The 15,532-nt window shown below is 72.9% G+C and carries 14 protein-coding genes; 9 read left to right on the top strand and 5 right to left on the bottom strand.

Annotated features, from left to right (window positions below; translation table 11 throughout):
• Window positions 1-86: 86 nt before the first annotated feature.
• Genes R9X44_RS08930 through R9X44_RS08920 form a run of 3 tightly spaced genes read left to right on the top strand, consistent with a single transcriptional unit; the run spans window position 87 to window position 1,540 of the window.
• The gene (locus R9X44_RS08930) at window positions 87-458 is read left to right on the top strand and encodes a nuclear transport factor 2 family protein (protein ID WP_319813529.1); all 372 of its coding nucleotides are present in this window, start codon (window positions 87-89) and stop codon (window positions 456-458) included.
• Between the two features lie 20 nt (window positions 459-478).
• A complete protein-coding gene (locus R9X44_RS08925; protein WP_319813528.1) occupies window positions 479-994 on the top strand; it encodes a hypothetical protein in 516 nt (171 codons plus the stop codon).
• 27 nt (window positions 995-1,021) lie between these two features.
• Window positions 1,022-1,540, top strand: coding sequence for a hypothetical protein (locus tag R9X44_RS08920; protein WP_319813527.1), 519 nt, complete (start codon window positions 1,022-1,024; stop codon window positions 1,538-1,540).
• Window positions 1,541-1,543: 3 nt separating this feature from the next.
• Here the strand turns inward: R9X44_RS08920 and R9X44_RS08915 are convergent, their stop codons facing one another.
• Window positions 1,544-2,326, bottom strand: coding sequence for an SDR family oxidoreductase (locus R9X44_RS08915; protein WP_319813592.1), 783 nt, complete (start codon window positions 2,324-2,326; stop codon window positions 1,544-1,546).
• A gap of 79 nt (window positions 2,327-2,405) precedes the next feature.
• Complete coding sequence (locus R9X44_RS08910; protein ID WP_319813526.1) at window positions 2,406-4,880, bottom strand: DNA topoisomerase IV subunit A; 2,475 nt, start codon at window positions 4,878-4,880, stop codon at window positions 2,406-2,408.
• A 51-nt stretch (window positions 4,881-4,931) separates the two neighbouring features.
• Here R9X44_RS08910 and R9X44_RS08905 point away from each other — a divergent pair, with 51 nt between their 5' ends.
• From R9X44_RS08905 to R9X44_RS08885, 5 genes are all read left to right on the top strand, one after another.
• Window positions 4,932-6,080: a lactate 2-monooxygenase gene (locus R9X44_RS08905; RefSeq protein ID WP_319813525.1), complete on the top strand. Its 1,149-nt coding sequence runs from the start codon at window positions 4,932-4,934 to the stop codon at window positions 6,078-6,080.
• Between the two features lie 32 nt (window positions 6,081-6,112).
• Window positions 6,113-6,712, top strand: coding sequence for a class I SAM-dependent methyltransferase (locus R9X44_RS08900; RefSeq protein ID WP_319813524.1), 600 nt, complete (start codon window positions 6,113-6,115; stop codon window positions 6,710-6,712).
• Between the two features lie 91 nt (window positions 6,713-6,803).
• The gene (locus R9X44_RS08895; protein ID WP_319813523.1) at window positions 6,804-7,373 is read left to right on the top strand and encodes an ABC transporter; all 570 of its coding nucleotides are present in this window, start codon (window positions 6,804-6,806) and stop codon (window positions 7,371-7,373) included.
• Window positions 7,374-7,415: 42 nt separating this feature from the next.
• A complete protein-coding gene (locus tag R9X44_RS08890) occupies window positions 7,416-8,537 on the top strand; it encodes a sensor histidine kinase (RefSeq protein WP_319813522.1) in 1,122 nt (373 codons plus the stop codon).
• Window positions 8,534-9,139 (top strand): response regulator transcription factor, encoded by a 606-nt coding sequence (locus tag R9X44_RS08885; protein WP_319813521.1) that lies wholly within the window; start codon window positions 8,534-8,536, stop codon window positions 9,137-9,139. Before R9X44_RS08890 ends, R9X44_RS08885 begins: the two co-directional genes overlap by 4 nt.
• Window positions 9,140-10,056: 917 nt before the next feature.
• Here R9X44_RS08885 and R9X44_RS08880 read toward each other — a convergent pair.
• The 3 genes from R9X44_RS08880 to R9X44_RS08870 all read right to left on the bottom strand — a co-directional run bounded on the left by R9X44_RS08880 (window position 10,057) and on the right by R9X44_RS08870 (window position 14,726).
• Complete coding sequence (locus tag R9X44_RS08880; protein WP_319813520.1) at window positions 10,057-10,839, bottom strand: MBL fold metallo-hydrolase; 783 nt, start codon at window positions 10,837-10,839, stop codon at window positions 10,057-10,059.
• Window positions 10,840-11,018: 179 nt separating this feature from the next.
• Entirely contained in the window at window positions 11,019-11,660 is a 642-nt protein-coding gene (locus R9X44_RS08875; protein ID WP_319813519.1) for a hypothetical protein, read from the bottom strand.
• Window positions 11,661-12,665: 1,005 nt separating this feature from the next.
• Window positions 12,666-14,726, bottom strand: a complete 2,061-nt coding sequence (locus tag R9X44_RS08870; RefSeq protein ID WP_319813518.1) for a RecQ family ATP-dependent DNA helicase — start codon at window positions 14,724-14,726, stop codon at window positions 12,666-12,668.
• A gap of 176 nt (window positions 14,727-14,902) precedes the next feature.
• On the opposite strand from R9X44_RS08870, the gene R9X44_RS08865 reads away from it, so the two are divergent.
• On the top strand, window positions 14,903-15,502 hold the full coding sequence (locus tag R9X44_RS08865) for a TetR/AcrR family transcriptional regulator (RefSeq protein ID WP_319813517.1): 600 nt from the start codon (window positions 14,903-14,905) through the stop codon (window positions 15,500-15,502).
• Window positions 15,503-15,532: the final 30 nt, after the last annotated feature.

Below are 15,532 nucleotides of genomic sequence, written 5' to 3'. Positions count from 1 at the left end.
CATCCTCCGCGGCAGGTGTGGCGTCGGGGCCGGTGTGGCGCGGGCCGCCCTGGAGACATAAGCAAGCGCTTGGTACGCTCCGGGCCATGCCCACCCAGGAAGAGATGAAAGCCGTCCTGCGCGCTTACGTGGACGGCTTCGCCAACGACGACGCCGAGTCCGTCATCGCCCTGTTCGCCGAGGACGCCGTGGTCGAGGACCCCGTAGGCACCCCGGAGAAGCGGGGCCTCGAGGAGATCGGCAAGTTCTACCGCGACGCCGTCGCCTCGGGCGCGAAGCTGACCCTCGACGGCCCTCCCCGAGGCTCGCAGGGCAACGGCGCGGCCATGGCCTTCACCATCGACCTCCCCGCCCTCAACCTCAGCATCAAGGCGGTCGACGTCTTCACCTTCGACGACGCCGGCAAGATCGCCGTCATGCGCGCCTACTGGGGCCCGGACGACATGAAATCGACATAACCCCCGACGACAATGACCCGATGACCAACAAGTGGGTCGTGTGGGGCGGCGTGTGCGGCGTCGCCGCCGTGCCGCTGCTCTGGTCCCAGACCGCGCCGACGGCCCGGGAGCCCGCCCTTGTGCTCGGCCTGTTCTGCTGGGCGGCCATCGGCGTGGCGTGGGTGATCACCCTCGCCGTCCGCCGTGACCCCGCCCACCTGATCGCCCCCCTCGTCGCGGCGGCGACGCTGGGGGTGATGGGGACGGACCTCCCGCTGCAGGCGGGGTTCGCGCTCTCCAGGAGCGCGCTCGAGGAGGCGCGCGCGTCCGGAAAGCCGGGTGGGGCGGGGATCTTCGAGGTGGACTGGGTGGGCGACATGGGCGACGGGATCACGTCGCTCGAGCTGGCGGGCATGGGCGGTACCTGGTACGCGGAAGCCGGGTTCCTGTACGCGCCGCAGGGGGTGGTGGAGGGGAAGGCGGTCGGGGAGTACTTCGAGTTTGGGCATCTTGGCGGGGGGTGGTACTGGTATCGGGTGCCTGAGTCGCTTCTGTGAGGGCACGGGAGTGGTTAGGGTGCTCGGATGATCGTCAAGGCTTCGGCTTGGTGGCTCGCGGTCCTGCCTGCGGGGGCCTCGGTGGCGTTGCTGTACTCGCTGGCTTTCCCGGCGGGCAACTCCGGGCCCTTTCTCGTGGGGCTGCTGCTGTGGGGGCTTGTCGGGCTTGTGTGGTTGGTTCGGCTCGTGTGGCGGCGGGACCGGTGGCTGTGGGCGACGCCCGCGCTGGGGCTGCTGACCGCCTTGCTCGCCTGGTTCGACGTGCCGTTGAACGTCGCGTTCTCGGTCGCGCAAGGCGGGCTGGAGAAGCAGCTGGTCTCGGGGGAGCCCGCACGGGCCGGGATCTACGAGATCGCAGAGGTCAAGAAGGTCGAGGGCACCGACGTGACCCGGCTACGGCTTGCGGGGACGGGCGGGCCCTACTACGAGGAGACGGGGTTCCTGTACGCGCCGTCGGGGGTGCCGGAGAGCGCCGACGGCCTCAACGGCAGCGTGTACCGGCCGCTCAAGGGCGCCTGGTACTGGTACGACATCGCCACCCGCTGAACCCTATCCGCGTCGGAAGCCGCCCTCTGAGCTGAGGTACTGGCCGGTCATCCACGCGCCCTCGTCGGACACCAGCCAGGCGACGAGCCTTGCGGCGTCGTCGGGCGTGCCGTAACGGCCGAGCGGGAACGCGTGCTCGAAGCCGGGGAAGTCCTGCTCGGGCGGTAGGTGCCCGGTGTCGACCGGGCCGGGGTTGACGGCGTTGAGCAGGATGCCCTGTCCGACGAGCTCGTCGGCGACCGTGGGCAGCGCGCCGATCAGGGCCCCCTTGGACGCGGCATAGGCGACCTCCGAGCGCATCGGCCCCAGATGCTGGCCCGAGCCGAACCAGACGACGCGGCCGCCGGGCCGTCCGTCGTGCTGGGCGGCGAAGGAGCGGGTGAGCAGCAGCGTCGCGCGGGCGTTCACCTGCCAGTGCGCGTCGAGCCAGGCCGGGTCGAGCGCGGAAAGCGACGCGTCGGAGCCGCTGCGCGCGTGCACGCAGACGAGCGCGTCGACATGCCCGTAGGCCGCGACGGCCGCCGCGACGACCTCGGCCGGCGCGTCGGGGTCGGCGAGGTCGGCGGCGACGTCGACGACCCGGGGAGCGGCCTCCCGCAGCGCGGCCACGACCTCCGCGAGGTCGTCGGCTCCCCAGGGCTGCGCGACGTCGTGGGCGCGGTGATGCGTCACGAACAGCGACGCCCCCATCGCGCCGAGCCGCCGCGCGACCGCGTGGCCGATGCCGCGACGGCGGCTGACCCCGGTGACGAGCACGACCCGGCCCGCGAGCGGCGCGGAGGACATGGCGTTCACGCCGTGATCTTCGCAGCCCGCCCGGCGGACCGCAGCAGGTTTTTCCGGGGGCGCGCCCCCGGAAACCGGCCTACTGGGCTTGGACGCGCGGCCCGATCGAGCCGCCGACGGCCCCCAGCGCCACCGTGAGGGGCGTGCCCGAGCCGTCGCGGCGGCCTATCTCGGGCGGCAGGTCGGCGGGCTGTCCGGCGGATGTGGCGGCCGAGGCGGGCATCGGGCCGGCCCAGGCGAGGATCACCGTGTCCTCGCCCTTGAGGAAGCGGTGCGAGCGGACGCCGCCCGTCGCGCGGCCCTTGGCGGGGAAGTCCGCGTAGTCGCTGACCTTCGCCGCGCCGAGCTGGGTGCCCTCCAGCGCCTCGGTGCTGCCCGCGACGGTGACCACCGCCGACGGACGGTCCGGATCGACCGCGCCGAAGAAGATCACCTTCGCGCCGGGGGCGAGCTTGATACCCGCCATACCGCCCGCCGGACGGCCCTGCGGCCGCACGTTGGAGGCCGCGTAACGCAGCAGTTGGCTGTCGTCGGCGATGAACACGAGATCGTGCTCCTCGGACTCCAGCTGCACCGCGCCGACGACGCGGTCGCCCTCCTTGAGGGTGATGACCTCGAACTCGTCGCGGTTGGCGGGGTAGTCGTTGAGCACGCGCTTGACCACGCCCTGCTCGGTGCCGAGCGCGAGGCCGGGGCCTTCCTCGGAAAGGGCGGCGAGGCCGACGACGGTTTCGCCGGGCGTGAGCGAGAGGAACTCGTCAAGGGTCGCGCCGCCCGCGAGCGACGGCGGCGAGTTCGACGGCGGCAGCGTCGGCAGGTCGATGACGTTCGCCTTCACCAGGCGTCCGGAGCTGGTGACGATCCCGAACTCGGCGCGCGCCGTCGTGGTCAGGACCGAGGTGAGCACGTCGTGCGCGGCGCGCGGACCGTCCTCGGGCAGCGGGTTCGGCTCGGTGGTGCGGGCCAGCAGACCGGTGGACGACAGCAGCACCAGGCAGGGGTCGTCCTTGACCTCGAGCGGGATCGCCGCGACCTGCGCCTGGCCGCCGGACTCCAGTAGCACCGTGCGGCGCGGCGTGGCGAACTGCTTGGAGACCGCCGCGAGCTCCTTGGACACCAGCGCGCGCAGCTTCGGCTCGGACTCCAGGATCGCGGTCAGCTCCGCGATCTCCTTCTCCAGCGTTTCGCGCTCCTTCTCCAGCTCGAGCCGGTCGAAGCGGGTGAGGCGGCGCAGCGGGGTGTCCAGGATGTACTGGGCCTGGATCTCCGACAGCTCGAACACCTGCATCAGCCGGGACCGCGCCTGGCCGGTGTCGTCGGAGCTGCGGATGACCTGGATGACCTCGTCGATGTTCAGCAGCGCGATCATCAGACCGGCGACCAGGTGCAGCCGCTCCTCGCGGCGGCGGCGGCGGTACACCGAGCGGCGGCGCACGACCTCGAGCCTGTGGTCGACGTACACCTGCAGCAGCTCGCGCAGGCCGAGCGTCTTCGGCTGGCCGTCCACGAGCGCGACGTTGTTGATGCCGAAGGTCTCCTCCATCGGCGTCAGCCGGTACAGCTCCTCAAGGACCGCCTCGGGGTGGAAGCCGTTCTTGACCTCGATGACCAGGCGCAGGCCAGTGGTGCGGTCGGTGAGGTCCTTCAGGTCGGCGATGCCGTTGAGCTTCTTCGCCTGGACCATGTCCTTGATCTTGGCGACGACCCGCTCGGGCCCCACGTTGTAGGGCAGTTCGGTGACCACCAGGCCCTTGCGGCGCGGCGTCACCGACTCCACGTGGACCGTCGCGCGGGTCTTGAACGTGCCGCGGCCCTTGGCGTAGGCGTCGCGGATGCCGTCGAGGCCGACGATCTTGCCGCCCGTCGGAAGGTCGGGGCCCGGCACGAACCGCATGAGGTCTTCCAGGGTCGCGTCCGGGTGCGCGAGCAGATGCCGGGCCGCCGAGACGACCTCGCCGAGGTTGTGCGGAGCCATGTTGGTCGCCATGCCGACCGCGATGCCGGTGGCGCCGTTCACCAGGAGGTTCGGGAACGCCGCGGGCAGGACCTCGGGCTCGAGCTCCTGGCCGTCGTAGTTCGGCCGGAAGTCGACGGTGTCTTCGTCGAGGCCGGTGACCATGCTCATGGCCTCGGCCGACATCCGCGCCTCGGTGTACCGCATCGCGGCCGGGGCGTCGTCGCCGCCGAGCGACCCGAAGTTGCCGTGGCCGTCGACCATCCGCATCCGCATCGCCCACGGCTGGGCGAGGCGGACCATCGCGTCGTAGATCGCGGTGTCGCCGTGCGGGTGCAGTTTGCCCATCACCTCGCCGACGACGCGGGCGCACTTGACGTGCCCGCGGTCTGGCCTGAGGCCCATCGAGTTCATCGAGTACAGGATGCGCCGCTGCACCGGCTTGAGGCCGTCGCGCGCGTCGGGCAGCGCGCGGGAGTAGATCACCGAGTAGGCGTACTCCAGAAAGCTGCCCCGCATCTCCTCGGCGACGTCGATGTCGACGATGTTCTCTTCGAAGTCCTCGGGGGGAGGGGTCTGCGCTGAACGACGTGCTGCCATGGTCGCTATTCTCGCGGTTCCCGACGACAGTTTCGTACCAGGAGCGCCAGGATGAGCCTCGCCGACTTCCAGAACGAGATCTATCTGAACGGTCTGTCGGACGTCAGGCCCGTGTTGCCGACGGATCTTTCCAGGTTGGAGGCCCTCGCCGAGGAGAAGCTCGGCGGGCAGGCGTTCGGCTATGTGGCGGGATCGGCGGGCACGGGCGCGACCGCGCGCGCCAACCGGGAAGCCTTCGACCGCTGGAGGCTCGTCCCACGTGTGCTGCGCGACACCTCGACCCCCGACCTTTCGACGACGGTGCTCGGCACCGCCATGCCCGCGCCCGTCATGCTCGCCCCCGTCGGCGTGCTGTCGATCGTGCATCCCGACGGAGAACTCGCGGTCGCGCGGGCGGCCAAGGAACTCGGCGTCCCCGTCGTGCTCAGCACCGCCGCCTCGCACACGATGGAGGAGGTCGCCGAGGTGGCGGGGCCGCGCTGGTACCAGCTGTACTGGCCCAAGGACCGCGACCTCGCCCAGAGCTTCCTTGAGCGCGCTAAGGCCGCCGGTTATGAGGCGCTGGTCGTCACGCTCGACACGTTCAAGCTCGCGTGGCGGCCCCGGGACCTCGACACCGCCTACCTGCCGTTCCTGCGCGGCATCGGCGTGCAGAACTACTTTGCCGACCCCGTCTTCCTGCGCGCGGTCGGCGGCGAGATCACCGAGGCCAACCGGATCTCGGCGATCCTGCACTGGGTCGCCAACTTCGGAAACCCCACGCTCACCTGGGACGACCTCATCTGGCTGCGTGAGCGGTGGGCGGGGCCGATCGTGCTCAAGGGCGTCCAGCACGCCGACGACGCCCGCCGCGCCGCCGACGCGGGGATGGACGGGGTCGTGGTGTCCAACCACGGAGGCCGTCAGGTCGACGGGGCGGTGGCGTCCCTGGACAGGCTGCCGCTGATCGCCGACGCGGTGGGCGACAGGATGTCCGTCCTGTTCGACAGCGGGGTGCGCACCGGGGCGGACGCCGCCAAGGCCCTCGCGCTGGGTGCGGACGCGGTGCTCATCGGACGTCAGTACGCCTACGGGCTCGGGCTGGGCGGCGAGGCGGGCGTCAGGCACGTCCTGCGGTGTCTGCTTGCCGAGTTGGAGCTGACGGTCAGCCTTCTCGGGCTCAACCGGGTGGAGGACCTGACCAGGGACGTCCTCGCCTGAGCGCCGTTCACGGGCGGCCGTAGGCTGCGGGGATGAACCGATGGGAAGAGCTGACCGGAGGCACGTCCGGCGAGGACTACGCGGCGAGGTTCGCGGCGCTTGCCGAGTCCGGGAAGGACGTCCACGGGGAGGCCGGGTTCTGCGCGGCCCTGCTGCCCGCCGCGTCCCGTGTCCTTGACGCGGGATGCGGCACCGGAAGGGTGGCGATCCGCCTCGCCGAGCTCGGACACGAGTGCGTAGGGGTCGACATGGACGCCTCGATGCTCGCCGTCGCCCGTACGGCCGCGCCTGGGCTGACCTGGATAGCGGCCGACCTTTCCGCGTTCGACGCGCCTGGAGTCTTCGATCTTGTAGTGGCGGCGGGGAACGTCATGCCGCTTCTCGCGCCGGGGACGGAGGCCGAGGCCGTCCGTCGGCTTGCGGCCGCGCTACGGCCGGGTGGGCTTCTGGTGGCTGGCTTCGGCCTCGACCGGGCGCACCTTCCCGTCCCGCCGTCTTTGACCTTGGGGGAGTACGACTCCTTCTGCGCGGCTGCGGGGCTTGTCCTTGACGTCCGTTACGCGACCTGGGACGCGGAACCGTATGAGGGAGGGGGCTACGCCGTCTCCGTGCATCGCGCCCCTTCGGCATGACATCTGTCATGGGTGGACGGTGAGAGGTTCAGTGCCATGTCCTGACGCCCGGCACTGACCGCGTCCGTCGGCGTCCGGGCAGGCTTGACGCATGGACGAACGCGGGAACGTGATCGAGATCGACGGGTGCGTCACGGTCGGTCCCGGCGAGGTCGTCGGGATCCACGGGCCGGGGGCGCGGGCGGTGCTGGAGCTGGCGTCGGGCCAGCGGCCGGGAGCGCGCGGCGCGGTGCGCGTCGACGGGGCCGACCCCTACCGGGACAGATCCGTTATGGTCGGGGCGCTGTGGGCGGAGGGCGGCGTCTACGGGGAACTGAGCCTGCGCGAGGTGACGGGCGCGTGGCGGCGCTGGTCGGCTACGCCCTTCGGCCCCGACGCCGAAGGGGTCATCGCGGCCTTGGCACGCCGTACGTCGATCCCGTATGAGCGACTTACCCCGGGGGAGCGGCGGCTGTTCGACCTCGTCATGGCACTCCTGGCCGCGCCTAGCGCGCTTGTCGTCGAGGAACCTTGCACCGGCCTGGACGGGGCCGAAGCCGCGAAGGTGTGGGCGGCGCTGCGCGGCCTCAAGATCCCCGTGTTGGTCGGGGCTCGGCTGCGGAACGGGGTCGCCAAGGCCGACCGGATCGTCCCTTCCGCCGGATCTCTCCTGGCGGCGTGAGGAGCGCATACGCTGTGGAGCCCCGGACCAGGGAGGTGGGCCGTGCGCCCGCGGCTGCCCAGAGAGACGGCGATCGTCGGATTCGTCGTCGCGCTGTCCACGGTCGCCACCTGCGGCCTGTTCGTCCAGGGCGTCGGTGACGCGTTCGGCGGCGCGGTCTCCGGCGGCTCACTCCCGGCCGCGCTGTGGGGAAGCGCCGCGGCCCTGCTCGTCGTGGTGATCCAGGGCGGGCTCATGTGGCAGTCGGCGACCCGCCAGGTGGACGCGCGCAGCCGGATCGCCCTCGCCGTCCTCGCCGTCGTCTGCTTCAGCCTTCCCCTGCTCCTCGGGCCCACCTGGAACTCCGCGATGCTCGCCGTCGGCGGGATGCTCGCGGTGACCCTCCCCGAGCGGCTGTCGGTGCCGCTGGCGGCCGTCGCGGCGGTCCTGGCGGCCGGGATCACCCTCGCGACCGGAGCCGCCGTCCTGCAGGCGCTGATCGCCGGGGCCGGCGTGCCCGTCGCGGGGCTGTCCGCCTACGCGACGGTCTGGCTGTGCCTCGCCGTCGGGGAACTGCGCGACGCACGCGCCGAACTCGCCAGCAGGGCCGTCGGCGAGGAGCGCATCAGGTTCGCCCGCGACCTGCACGACGTGCTCGGACACAGCCTCCAGGCCGTCGCCCTGCGCGCCGAACTCGCCGAACGGCTCCTGCCGCGCGATCCCGAACGCGTCGCGAAGGAGCTCGCCGAGATCCAGGCGATGGCGCGCGGGGCCGTCCAGGAGATGCGCGAGATCGTCCGGGGGTACCGGACCACCTCGCTGCGCACCGAACTCGACGGCGCGACCGCCGTCCTGCGGGCCGCCGGGATCTCCTGCGACGGCGCGGCGCTGCCCGCCGACCTGCCCCGCCACGTCCACGAGACGCTCGGCTGGGTCGCCCGCGAGGCGGTCACCAACGTGCTGCGGCACAGCGGCGCGACCCGCTGCGCGATGGAGGTCCGCACCGACGGCGGGCGGGTCGAACTGGAGATCGTGAACGACGGGGCGCGCCGCGCGGCCGGCTCGGGCAGCGGCCTCGCCGGGCTGCGCGAACGCCTCGCCGCCGTCGGCGGGGCGCTCCAGGCCGGACCGGCCGACGGCGGCAGGTTCCGGGTACTCGCGACCGTGCCCTTGGAGGAGACGTGATCAGGGTCCTGCTCGCCGACGACCACCACCTCGTCAGGGAGGCGCTCGCGCTCCTCCTCGACACCGTGGACGGGATCGAGGTCGTCGCCGACGTCGGACGGGGAGACGAGGCCGTCGCGCGCGCGCTTGCCGAACAGCCTGACGTCGCGGTCCTCGACATCGACATGCCGGGGCTTGACGGGCTCTCGGCAGCAGAGCGGCTGGCTGCGGAACTTCCCGGCTGCCGTGTTGTGATCGTCACCGGGCATGGCAGGCCGGGCAACCTGCGCCGGGCCATGGCGGCCGGCGTACGCGGCTTCCTGGGCAAGGACGCCCCCGGCTCCCGCCTCGCCGAGGTGATCGAGCAGGTGCACGCAGGCGCCCGCTACATCGACCCCCAACTCGCCGCCGACGCCCTCGCCGCCGAGGAGTGCCCCCTCACCCCCCGCGAACTCGACGCCCTACGCGCCGCCTCCGACGGCTCCCCCGTCAGCCGCATAGCCCGCACCCTCAACCTCTCCGAAGGCACAGTCCGCAACTACCTCTCCTCCGCCGTCACCAAACTCGGCGCCCCCAACCGCCACGCCGCCGTCCAATCCGCCCACACCCGAGGCTGGCTCTAACCCCCTCCTCACAACCCCTCCAAACCCGCAAGAACCCCCACCCCGCACAACCCCCGGTCCGCGCCACCCCCACAACACCCAAGGCCCAACCCCAAGAACCATAGAAGATCACCCGCACAGGCCGCGCGCGGTTCCTGAGGTACCGCGCGGCGCGCGCGGACGAAGGCCCGCAGGAAAGCTCCCGGGCCGTGCAGGGCGCGGTCTGTTCGGGGAATGCCCGGGGCACACGGGGCGCGGTCCACGGAAGCGCCCGGGGCCGCGCGGTCGCGGCCTGAAGGGCCGTGGGGAACACCCGGGGCGGGGCGCGGTTCGCGAGGGAGCCCCAGCAGCCGCCCGGCGCGCGCAGGTGAAGGGCCGCAGGGAAGCTCCCGGGCCGTGCGGGGCGCGGGGTTGGGGGTGCCCCGGGGCACGCGGGCGCGGTCCGAAGGGCTGTGGGGGAGCGCCCGGGTACGCGGGGCAGGGTTCGGGGGAGCTCCGCGGCGCGCGGTCTGCGGGGATACCTGGGGTCTGCGGGGATACCTGGGGTGTGCGGGGCGCGGGGGTGGGGGTGCGCCGGGGCACGCGGGCGCGGTCCGAAGGATCTTGGGAGAGCGCCCGGGCGGGGCGGGCGCGGTTCCTGAGGTAGCGCGCGGGGCGCGCGGATGAAGGGCCGCAGGGAAGCTCCCGGGGCGTGCGGGGCGCGGGGGTGGGGGCCTCGGGGCGCGGGCGCGGACCGAAGGACCCTGGGAGAGTGCCTGGGCGGGGTGTGGTCTTTGGGGGAGTGCTCGGGGCACACGGGGTGGGGTCTGCGGGGGTGCCCTGGGGCGCGGTCCGAAGGGGTGTGGGAGTGCTTTCTCCCGCAGTCCCGGAGGGACTGCGGGAGGCTCAAGGCGGCGGGGGCGATGCCTCCCCCCTCGCAGTCCCGAAGGACTGCGAGGTTAGGGGGTTAGGGCGGTGGTGGTGGCGGTGGCGAGGGGGCCTCGGTGGAGGGGGCCGTGGCCGGGGAGGAGGGTGTCGGCGGGGAGGGGGGCGAGGAGGGAGAGGGCGGCGCGGGCGGCCTGCTCGTCGTGGTGGAAGATCGGGTGGAGGAGCTGGGGGCCGCGGCGGCGCGAGGTCGGGTGGGCCGTGGCGAGGGCGTCGCCGGTGACGACCGCGCCGAGGTCGGGCAGGTGGAAGCAGGTGTGGCCCGACGTGTGGCCCGGCGTGAGGACGGGGATCGGGCGGCCCGGGACGTCGAGGGCTGTCGTGGGCGCGCCGGACGCGGGGTCGCGGAAGAGGTCGTCGTGGGTGTGCGGGCGGGCCTGCGGGATGCTCGGCTCGGTGAGTGCGCCCGCGCGCAGGATGTGCAGCGTCCAGCCGAGGAAGCCGGGCCGCCAGATGTTCGCGGCGACGTCGGCGGGGCTCGCCTGCTGGAGGTACTCGCGCCGCACGTGCGGCGCCTCCTCCGCCGACGTGATCACCTCGGCCTTCGGCGCGAGCCGCAGCAGCGCCGGAATCGCCCCGATGTGATCGACATGGGCGTGCGTGACGAGGATCGCGGTGATCTGCTCCGGCCGGTGCCCGACCGCCTCAAGGCTGTACCGGACCGTCTCGAGGTCGCCCGGGTACCCGGCGTCGATCAGCGTGACGTCGTCGCCGTCGGTGAGGATCGTCCAGTTGACGGCCGCCGCCTCGACAAAGTGGGCGTCATCGGACAGCCGCGTGATGCGTGGCGCACGCACAGAAGATCTCCTCGGCGTCTCGGGTATCCGCGACTCACGCCACGGCGCTGCCAACCAGAGGCAAACACCAGGACCCTATCCGGAAGACTCCCCAAAAACTACTCAGCGTGACCAACCGTACAGATCAAAACCCCCAAATCGCCCGGCTCTGGTTCGACGGGCGGTGCGTGGTGGGGGCGTCAGTTGGGGGAGTCGGAGGGTGTCGCGCGGGCGGCGGCCGGGGTGGGAGGTTGCGGGGCCGGGTGGTCTGGGGTGGGGCGGGGGAGGAAGGCGGTGATCAGGCCCGCGAAGGCCGCGCCCAGGGTGCCGAGGGCCTCGTCGCCGAGGGTGTCGCGGTAGATTCCTACGCTTTCCGGGGTGTCGAGGATGAACGCCCCGTACTCGGCGATCTCCCAGCCGATCGCCGCGATCGCGCCGATTCCCGCGCACATCACCACATGCGCCCATCGGGGCAGGTCGAGCGACGTGCGGCGCAGCGCGACCCCGGCCGCCGCGACGAGCAGCACCCAGTTGAAGAAGTGGCAGAAGTCGTCGAACCAGACGACTGTGTCGTACAGGTCGGCGGCGTTGCCCGCGACGTCGACGACGAACGGCGCGGTGAGCAGCGCGTCCACGTCCCACGGGAAGGGCCCGGCCTTGCGCAGCGCGCGCCGCGCCCACCACACGGCGGGCACCAGCAGCGCCGCGAGCGGATACGCGACGGCCCGCGCCCCCATCGCCTTGTCGGCGAACCGCTCCCACTCGGGAAACGCCAACGCGAGCCCCAGCAGCACCACAAGCGCCACCTTCAACCCGACCGAAACACCCCGCCACAATCCCATCCCCCCACCCTGCCCCACCCCCCACTCCCCCCACCACCCCCAACCCACCCCAACCACACTTCTCCCCCCACCCCTGCTCCCCGCCCTCCCGCCACCTCCTCCTCGCCCCTTGCCTCCTGGCCCCCGACCGCCTCCTCTTCGCCCCTACCTCTTCCTCGCCCTCCCGCCTTCCTCGCCCTCCCGCCTTCCTCGCCCTCCCGCCTTCCTCGCCCTCCCGCCTTTCGCGCTCACCTACCGCCCCTCCCGCGCCCACCTACCCCCGCCGCACCCCGCCTCCCCAGCCCACCTGCCCCTTCCGTACCCGGCCTCCCCGGCCCACCCCCGCCGCCGTACCCACCTCCGCTCGTGCTGCCCCGACCCGCCCGTCGGGCATCGCCGTCCGCGCCCCGCCCGCCCCGCGAACCCCCGCCCCCCGCCCCGCGCCCCGAACCCCCGCCCCCGAGTCCCCGCCTCGCACCCGCGCCTTGCCCCTCGCGCCCACGCCTCCTGCCTCCCGCCCCGCGCGCGCCTCGTGTGCCGCGCGCTCCGTACCCCCGGCCCTACCTCTCGCTCTCTGCCCCGCCTCTTGGCCCCGGTCCCGAGCCTCACCCCGTGCTCCGCTCAGCGCCGCGCATCACCCCGCCAACCAGCCCCCCGCTGTGCGGCACCCCAGGCTGCGCATCACCCCGCCACCCCCACATCCCTCTGCCCCCGCGCACCCCCGTCCCCGCGTGCCGCTGCGCATCCGCGCACTTCCGCAGCCGTGCTGCGCCGCACCCCGCACCCGCACCCGCACCCGCACTCCGAGCCCTGACCCGAGGCCCGTACCCCGAGCATCGAGTGCCGCCTTGCGCCTTGCGGCCCGGGCTTGCCCGCCCGTGCTTGCGCCTGCACGCGCCTGCGCTTGCCCCGCCCCCGCGCTTGCGCCCGTGCCCGCGCTTGCGCCCGCGCCTGTGCCCTGCGTCTTGGGTGGGGGTGGAGGGTGGGTGTTGGGGTTTGGTTGTTGGGTGGGGGAGGTGGGTGGGGTCAGGTGGGGGTGGCTAGGACTAGGGGGAGGGTTGTGGTGGCGCCGGAGGCGCGGAGGAGGCGGGAGGCGACGGTGAGGGTCCAGCCGGTGTCGGAGAGGTCGTCGATGAGGAGGACGGGGCCCGGGGGGACGGGGAAGTCGAGGGTGAGGGAGGACAGGACTGTGCGGAGGCGTTGGGCGCTGTTGTGCTGGGCGGGTGGGACGGGGCCGGTGGAGGTGAGGGCGCCAAGGTAGGGGAGGCGGCCCAGGCGGCAGATGTGTTCGGCGAGGGAGGACACCAGGGTTGGGCGGGTGCGGGAGGCGATCGACGCGACCGCGACGGGGCGCTCGGCCCAGTCCCAGGCGGCAAGGACCTTGACGGCCTCGGCGAGGATCTCGTCGGGCACGGGCCCGTCGGGGGTGCGCGGGTCGAGCAGGGCGCGCAGCCGTGGGCCCCACCCGACTCCGGTAAGCCTGCCGACGGCCCTGCCCTCCGCGGCCTGTTCCGCGGCGGGGATGCGTCCGGCGAGGCCGAGGTCGTCCTTGAGGCCGGTCGGCCACATGCGGCGCGGCGGCAGCGCCACGCCGGGACGGGTCAGCCGCTCGCGCGCCCCCGCGACGGCCTCGGCGGCGACCTCCGACGGCCATGGCTCGCCCGTGCAGACGTCGCATCTGCCGCAGGGTTCGGCGGCGGTGTCGTCGAGGGTGCGGCGCAGGAACACCATGCGGCACTCGTCGGTGTCGGCGTAGGCGAGCATGGTCCGCTGCTCGCGCTCCCGCGCCTCCTGGACGCGGGCGTAGCGCTCTGCGTCGTACGCCCAGGGTTCGCCGGTGGCGACCCAGCCGCCCTTGACCCTGCGGACCGCGCCGTCCACGTCGAGCACCTTGAGCATGGTCTCCAGGCGCGACCGCGACAGGTCGACCAGCGGTTCGAGCGCCCCGGTGGACATGGGCCGCTCGCCGAGCGCGCCGAGGGTCGCGCGCACCAGCGGCTCGGGCGGGAAGGCGAGCGAGGCGAAGTACGCCCAGATCGCCTTGTCCTCCTCGCCCGGCAGCAGGATCACCTCGGCGCGGTCGACGCCGCGCCCGGCGCGGCCGATCTGCTGGTAGTACGCGACGGGTGAGGCCGGCGCGCCAAGGTGGACGATGAAGCCGAGATCGGGCTTGTCGAAGCCCATGCCGAGCGCGCTCGTGGCAACGAGGGCCTTGAGCCGGTTGCCGAGCAGATCCTCCTCGGCGCGCAGCCGTTCGGCCTGCTCGGTCTGCCCGGTGTAGGCGGCGACCTCATACCCCCGCTCGCGCAGCAGCGCGGCGACCTCGTGCGCGGCGGCGACGGTGAGGGTGTAGATGATCCCCGAGCCGGGCAGCTCGGCGAGGCGTTCGGCGAGCCAGGCGAGCCGCCGCTCAGGGGTGGCGAGCTTGACCACCGCGAGCCGCAGCGAGTCGCGCTCCAGGGTGCCGCGCAGCACGAGGGTGCCCTCGCCGAGCTGTTCGGCGACGTCGGTGGTGACGCGGGCGTTGGCGGTGGCGGTGGTGGCCAGCACCGGGACGCCCGGTGGCAGCTCGGCGAACAGGGTGCGCAGCCGCCGGTAGTCGGGCCGGAAGTCGTGCCCCCAGTCGGAGATGCAGTGCGCCTCGTCCACCACGACGAGCCCGGCGTCGACCGCGAGCTTGGGCAGCACGCGGTCGCGGAACTCGGGGTTGTTGAGCCGCTCGGGGCTGACGAGCAGGACGTCGACCGCGCCGGAGGCGACCTCGGCGTAGACCGCCTCCCAGTCGTCGATGTTGGCGGAGTTGACGGTACGGGCGGTGATCCCGGCCCTGGCGGCCGCCTCGATCTGGTTGCGCATGAGCGCGAGCAGTGGGGAGACGATCACCGTGGGCCCCGCGCCGCGCGCCCGCAGCAGGGCGGTGGCCACGAAGTAGACGGCGGACTTGCCCCAGCCGGTGCGCTGCACCACAAGGGCGCGGCGGCGGTCGGACACCAGGGCGGAGATCGCCCGCCACTGGTCCTCCCGCAGCCGGGCCGTGGCCCCGGCCAGGGCCCGCAGACACCGTTCGGCTTCCTCGCGCAGTTCCATGCCCCCATGACTACCAGCCCGCGCCGACACCCGCGGCCGACCCTGTGGATAACTCATTCGGGAGAACTTTCGCGGCTCTCGCGCTGGTGAGAGCCAGCTCTCATCTGATCTCGAAGGTCGTTCCGCCGGGCGCGGCTACACTCAGTACAGAACAGTTCCGTACTTTGGAGTCGCCGATGAGTGCCCCGACGTCCCAGCGGGTCCGTCGGCCGCGGGTCGACCAGGACCGCGCCTCCGACCTGCTGTCCGTCGCCCTCGACATCCTGCGCGAGGTCGGGTACGAGGCGCTGACGATGGACGCCGTGGCCGCCCGCGGACGCTGCAGCAAGGCGACGCTGTACCGGCTGTGGGGCGGGAAGCCGCAGATGGTCGCGTCCGCGCTGCGCGCCGCGAGGCCCGTCGAGACCTCGGACGTGGACACCGGCACGCTGCGCGGCGACCTCGTCGCCCTGGCCCGCCTGGCGTCCGGCCAGGTGGCGCGCGACACCCCGTTGATCGCCGCGCTCGCCCACGCGGCGCTGCACGACGCGGAACTCGCCCGCGCGCTTCAGGAGACGCTGCTGAAGCCCGAGGAGCTCAACCTCTTCGTGGAGCGGGCCGTCCGGCGGGGTGATCTGCCCGCATCGCCCCCGGCGTTGAAGTTCCTCCCGCAGATGTTCTTCGCCGCGTGCTTCACCCGCGACCTCTTCGAGAACGTCTCGGCCGACGCCGAGTACATCATCGACTACATCGACGCGGTGATCCTCCCCGCCCTGACCCACCGCGCCCAGACGTAACGAGGGCAGGCGTAACGAGGAACAGGTGTA

This window comes from Actinocorallia sp. A-T 12471, assembly GCF_033875155.1.
Taxonomy (GTDB): domain Bacteria; phylum Actinomycetota; class Actinomycetes; order Streptosporangiales; family Streptosporangiaceae; genus Actinocorallia.
The sequence above is the reverse complement of the archived record's forward strand: the minus strand, read 5'-3'. Positions and strand labels throughout refer to the sequence as shown.

Coding starts and splice junctions, on each gene's coding strand:
- R9X44_RS08920 (WP_319813527.1), top strand. CDS start 1,022: ATGATCGTCAAGGCTTCGGCTTGGTGGCTCGCGGTCCTGCCTGCGGGG.
- R9X44_RS08905 (WP_319813525.1), top strand. CDS start 4,932: ATGAGCCTCGCCGACTTCCAGAACGAGATCTATCTGAACGGTCTGTCG.
- R9X44_RS08865 (WP_319813517.1), top strand. CDS start 14,903: ATGAGTGCCCCGACGTCCCAGCGGGTCCGTCGGCCGCGGGTCGACCAG.
- R9X44_RS08875 (WP_319813519.1), bottom strand. CDS start 11,660: ATGGGATTGTGGCGGGGTGTTTCGGTCGGGTTGAAGGTGGCGCTTGTG.
- R9X44_RS08925 (WP_319813528.1), top strand. CDS start 479: ATGACCAACAAGTGGGTCGTGTGGGGCGGCGTGTGCGGCGTCGCCGCC.
- R9X44_RS08915 (WP_319813592.1), bottom strand. CDS start 2,326: ATGTCCTCCGCGCCGCTCGCGGGCCGGGTCGTGCTCGTCACCGGGGTC.
- R9X44_RS08895 (WP_319813523.1), top strand. CDS start 6,804: ATGGACGAACGCGGGAACGTGATCGAGATCGACGGGTGCGTCACGGTC.
- R9X44_RS08910 (WP_319813526.1), bottom strand. CDS start 4,880: ATGGCAGCACGTCGTTCAGCGCAGACCCCTCCCCCCGAGGACTTCGAA.
- R9X44_RS08900 (WP_319813524.1), top strand. CDS start 6,113: ATGAACCGATGGGAAGAGCTGACCGGAGGCACGTCCGGCGAGGACTAC.
- R9X44_RS08930 (WP_319813529.1), top strand. CDS start 87: ATGCCCACCCAGGAAGAGATGAAAGCCGTCCTGCGCGCTTACGTGGAC.
- R9X44_RS08870 (WP_319813518.1), bottom strand. CDS start 14,726: ATGGAACTGCGCGAGGAAGCCGAACGGTGTCTGCGGGCCCTGGCCGGG.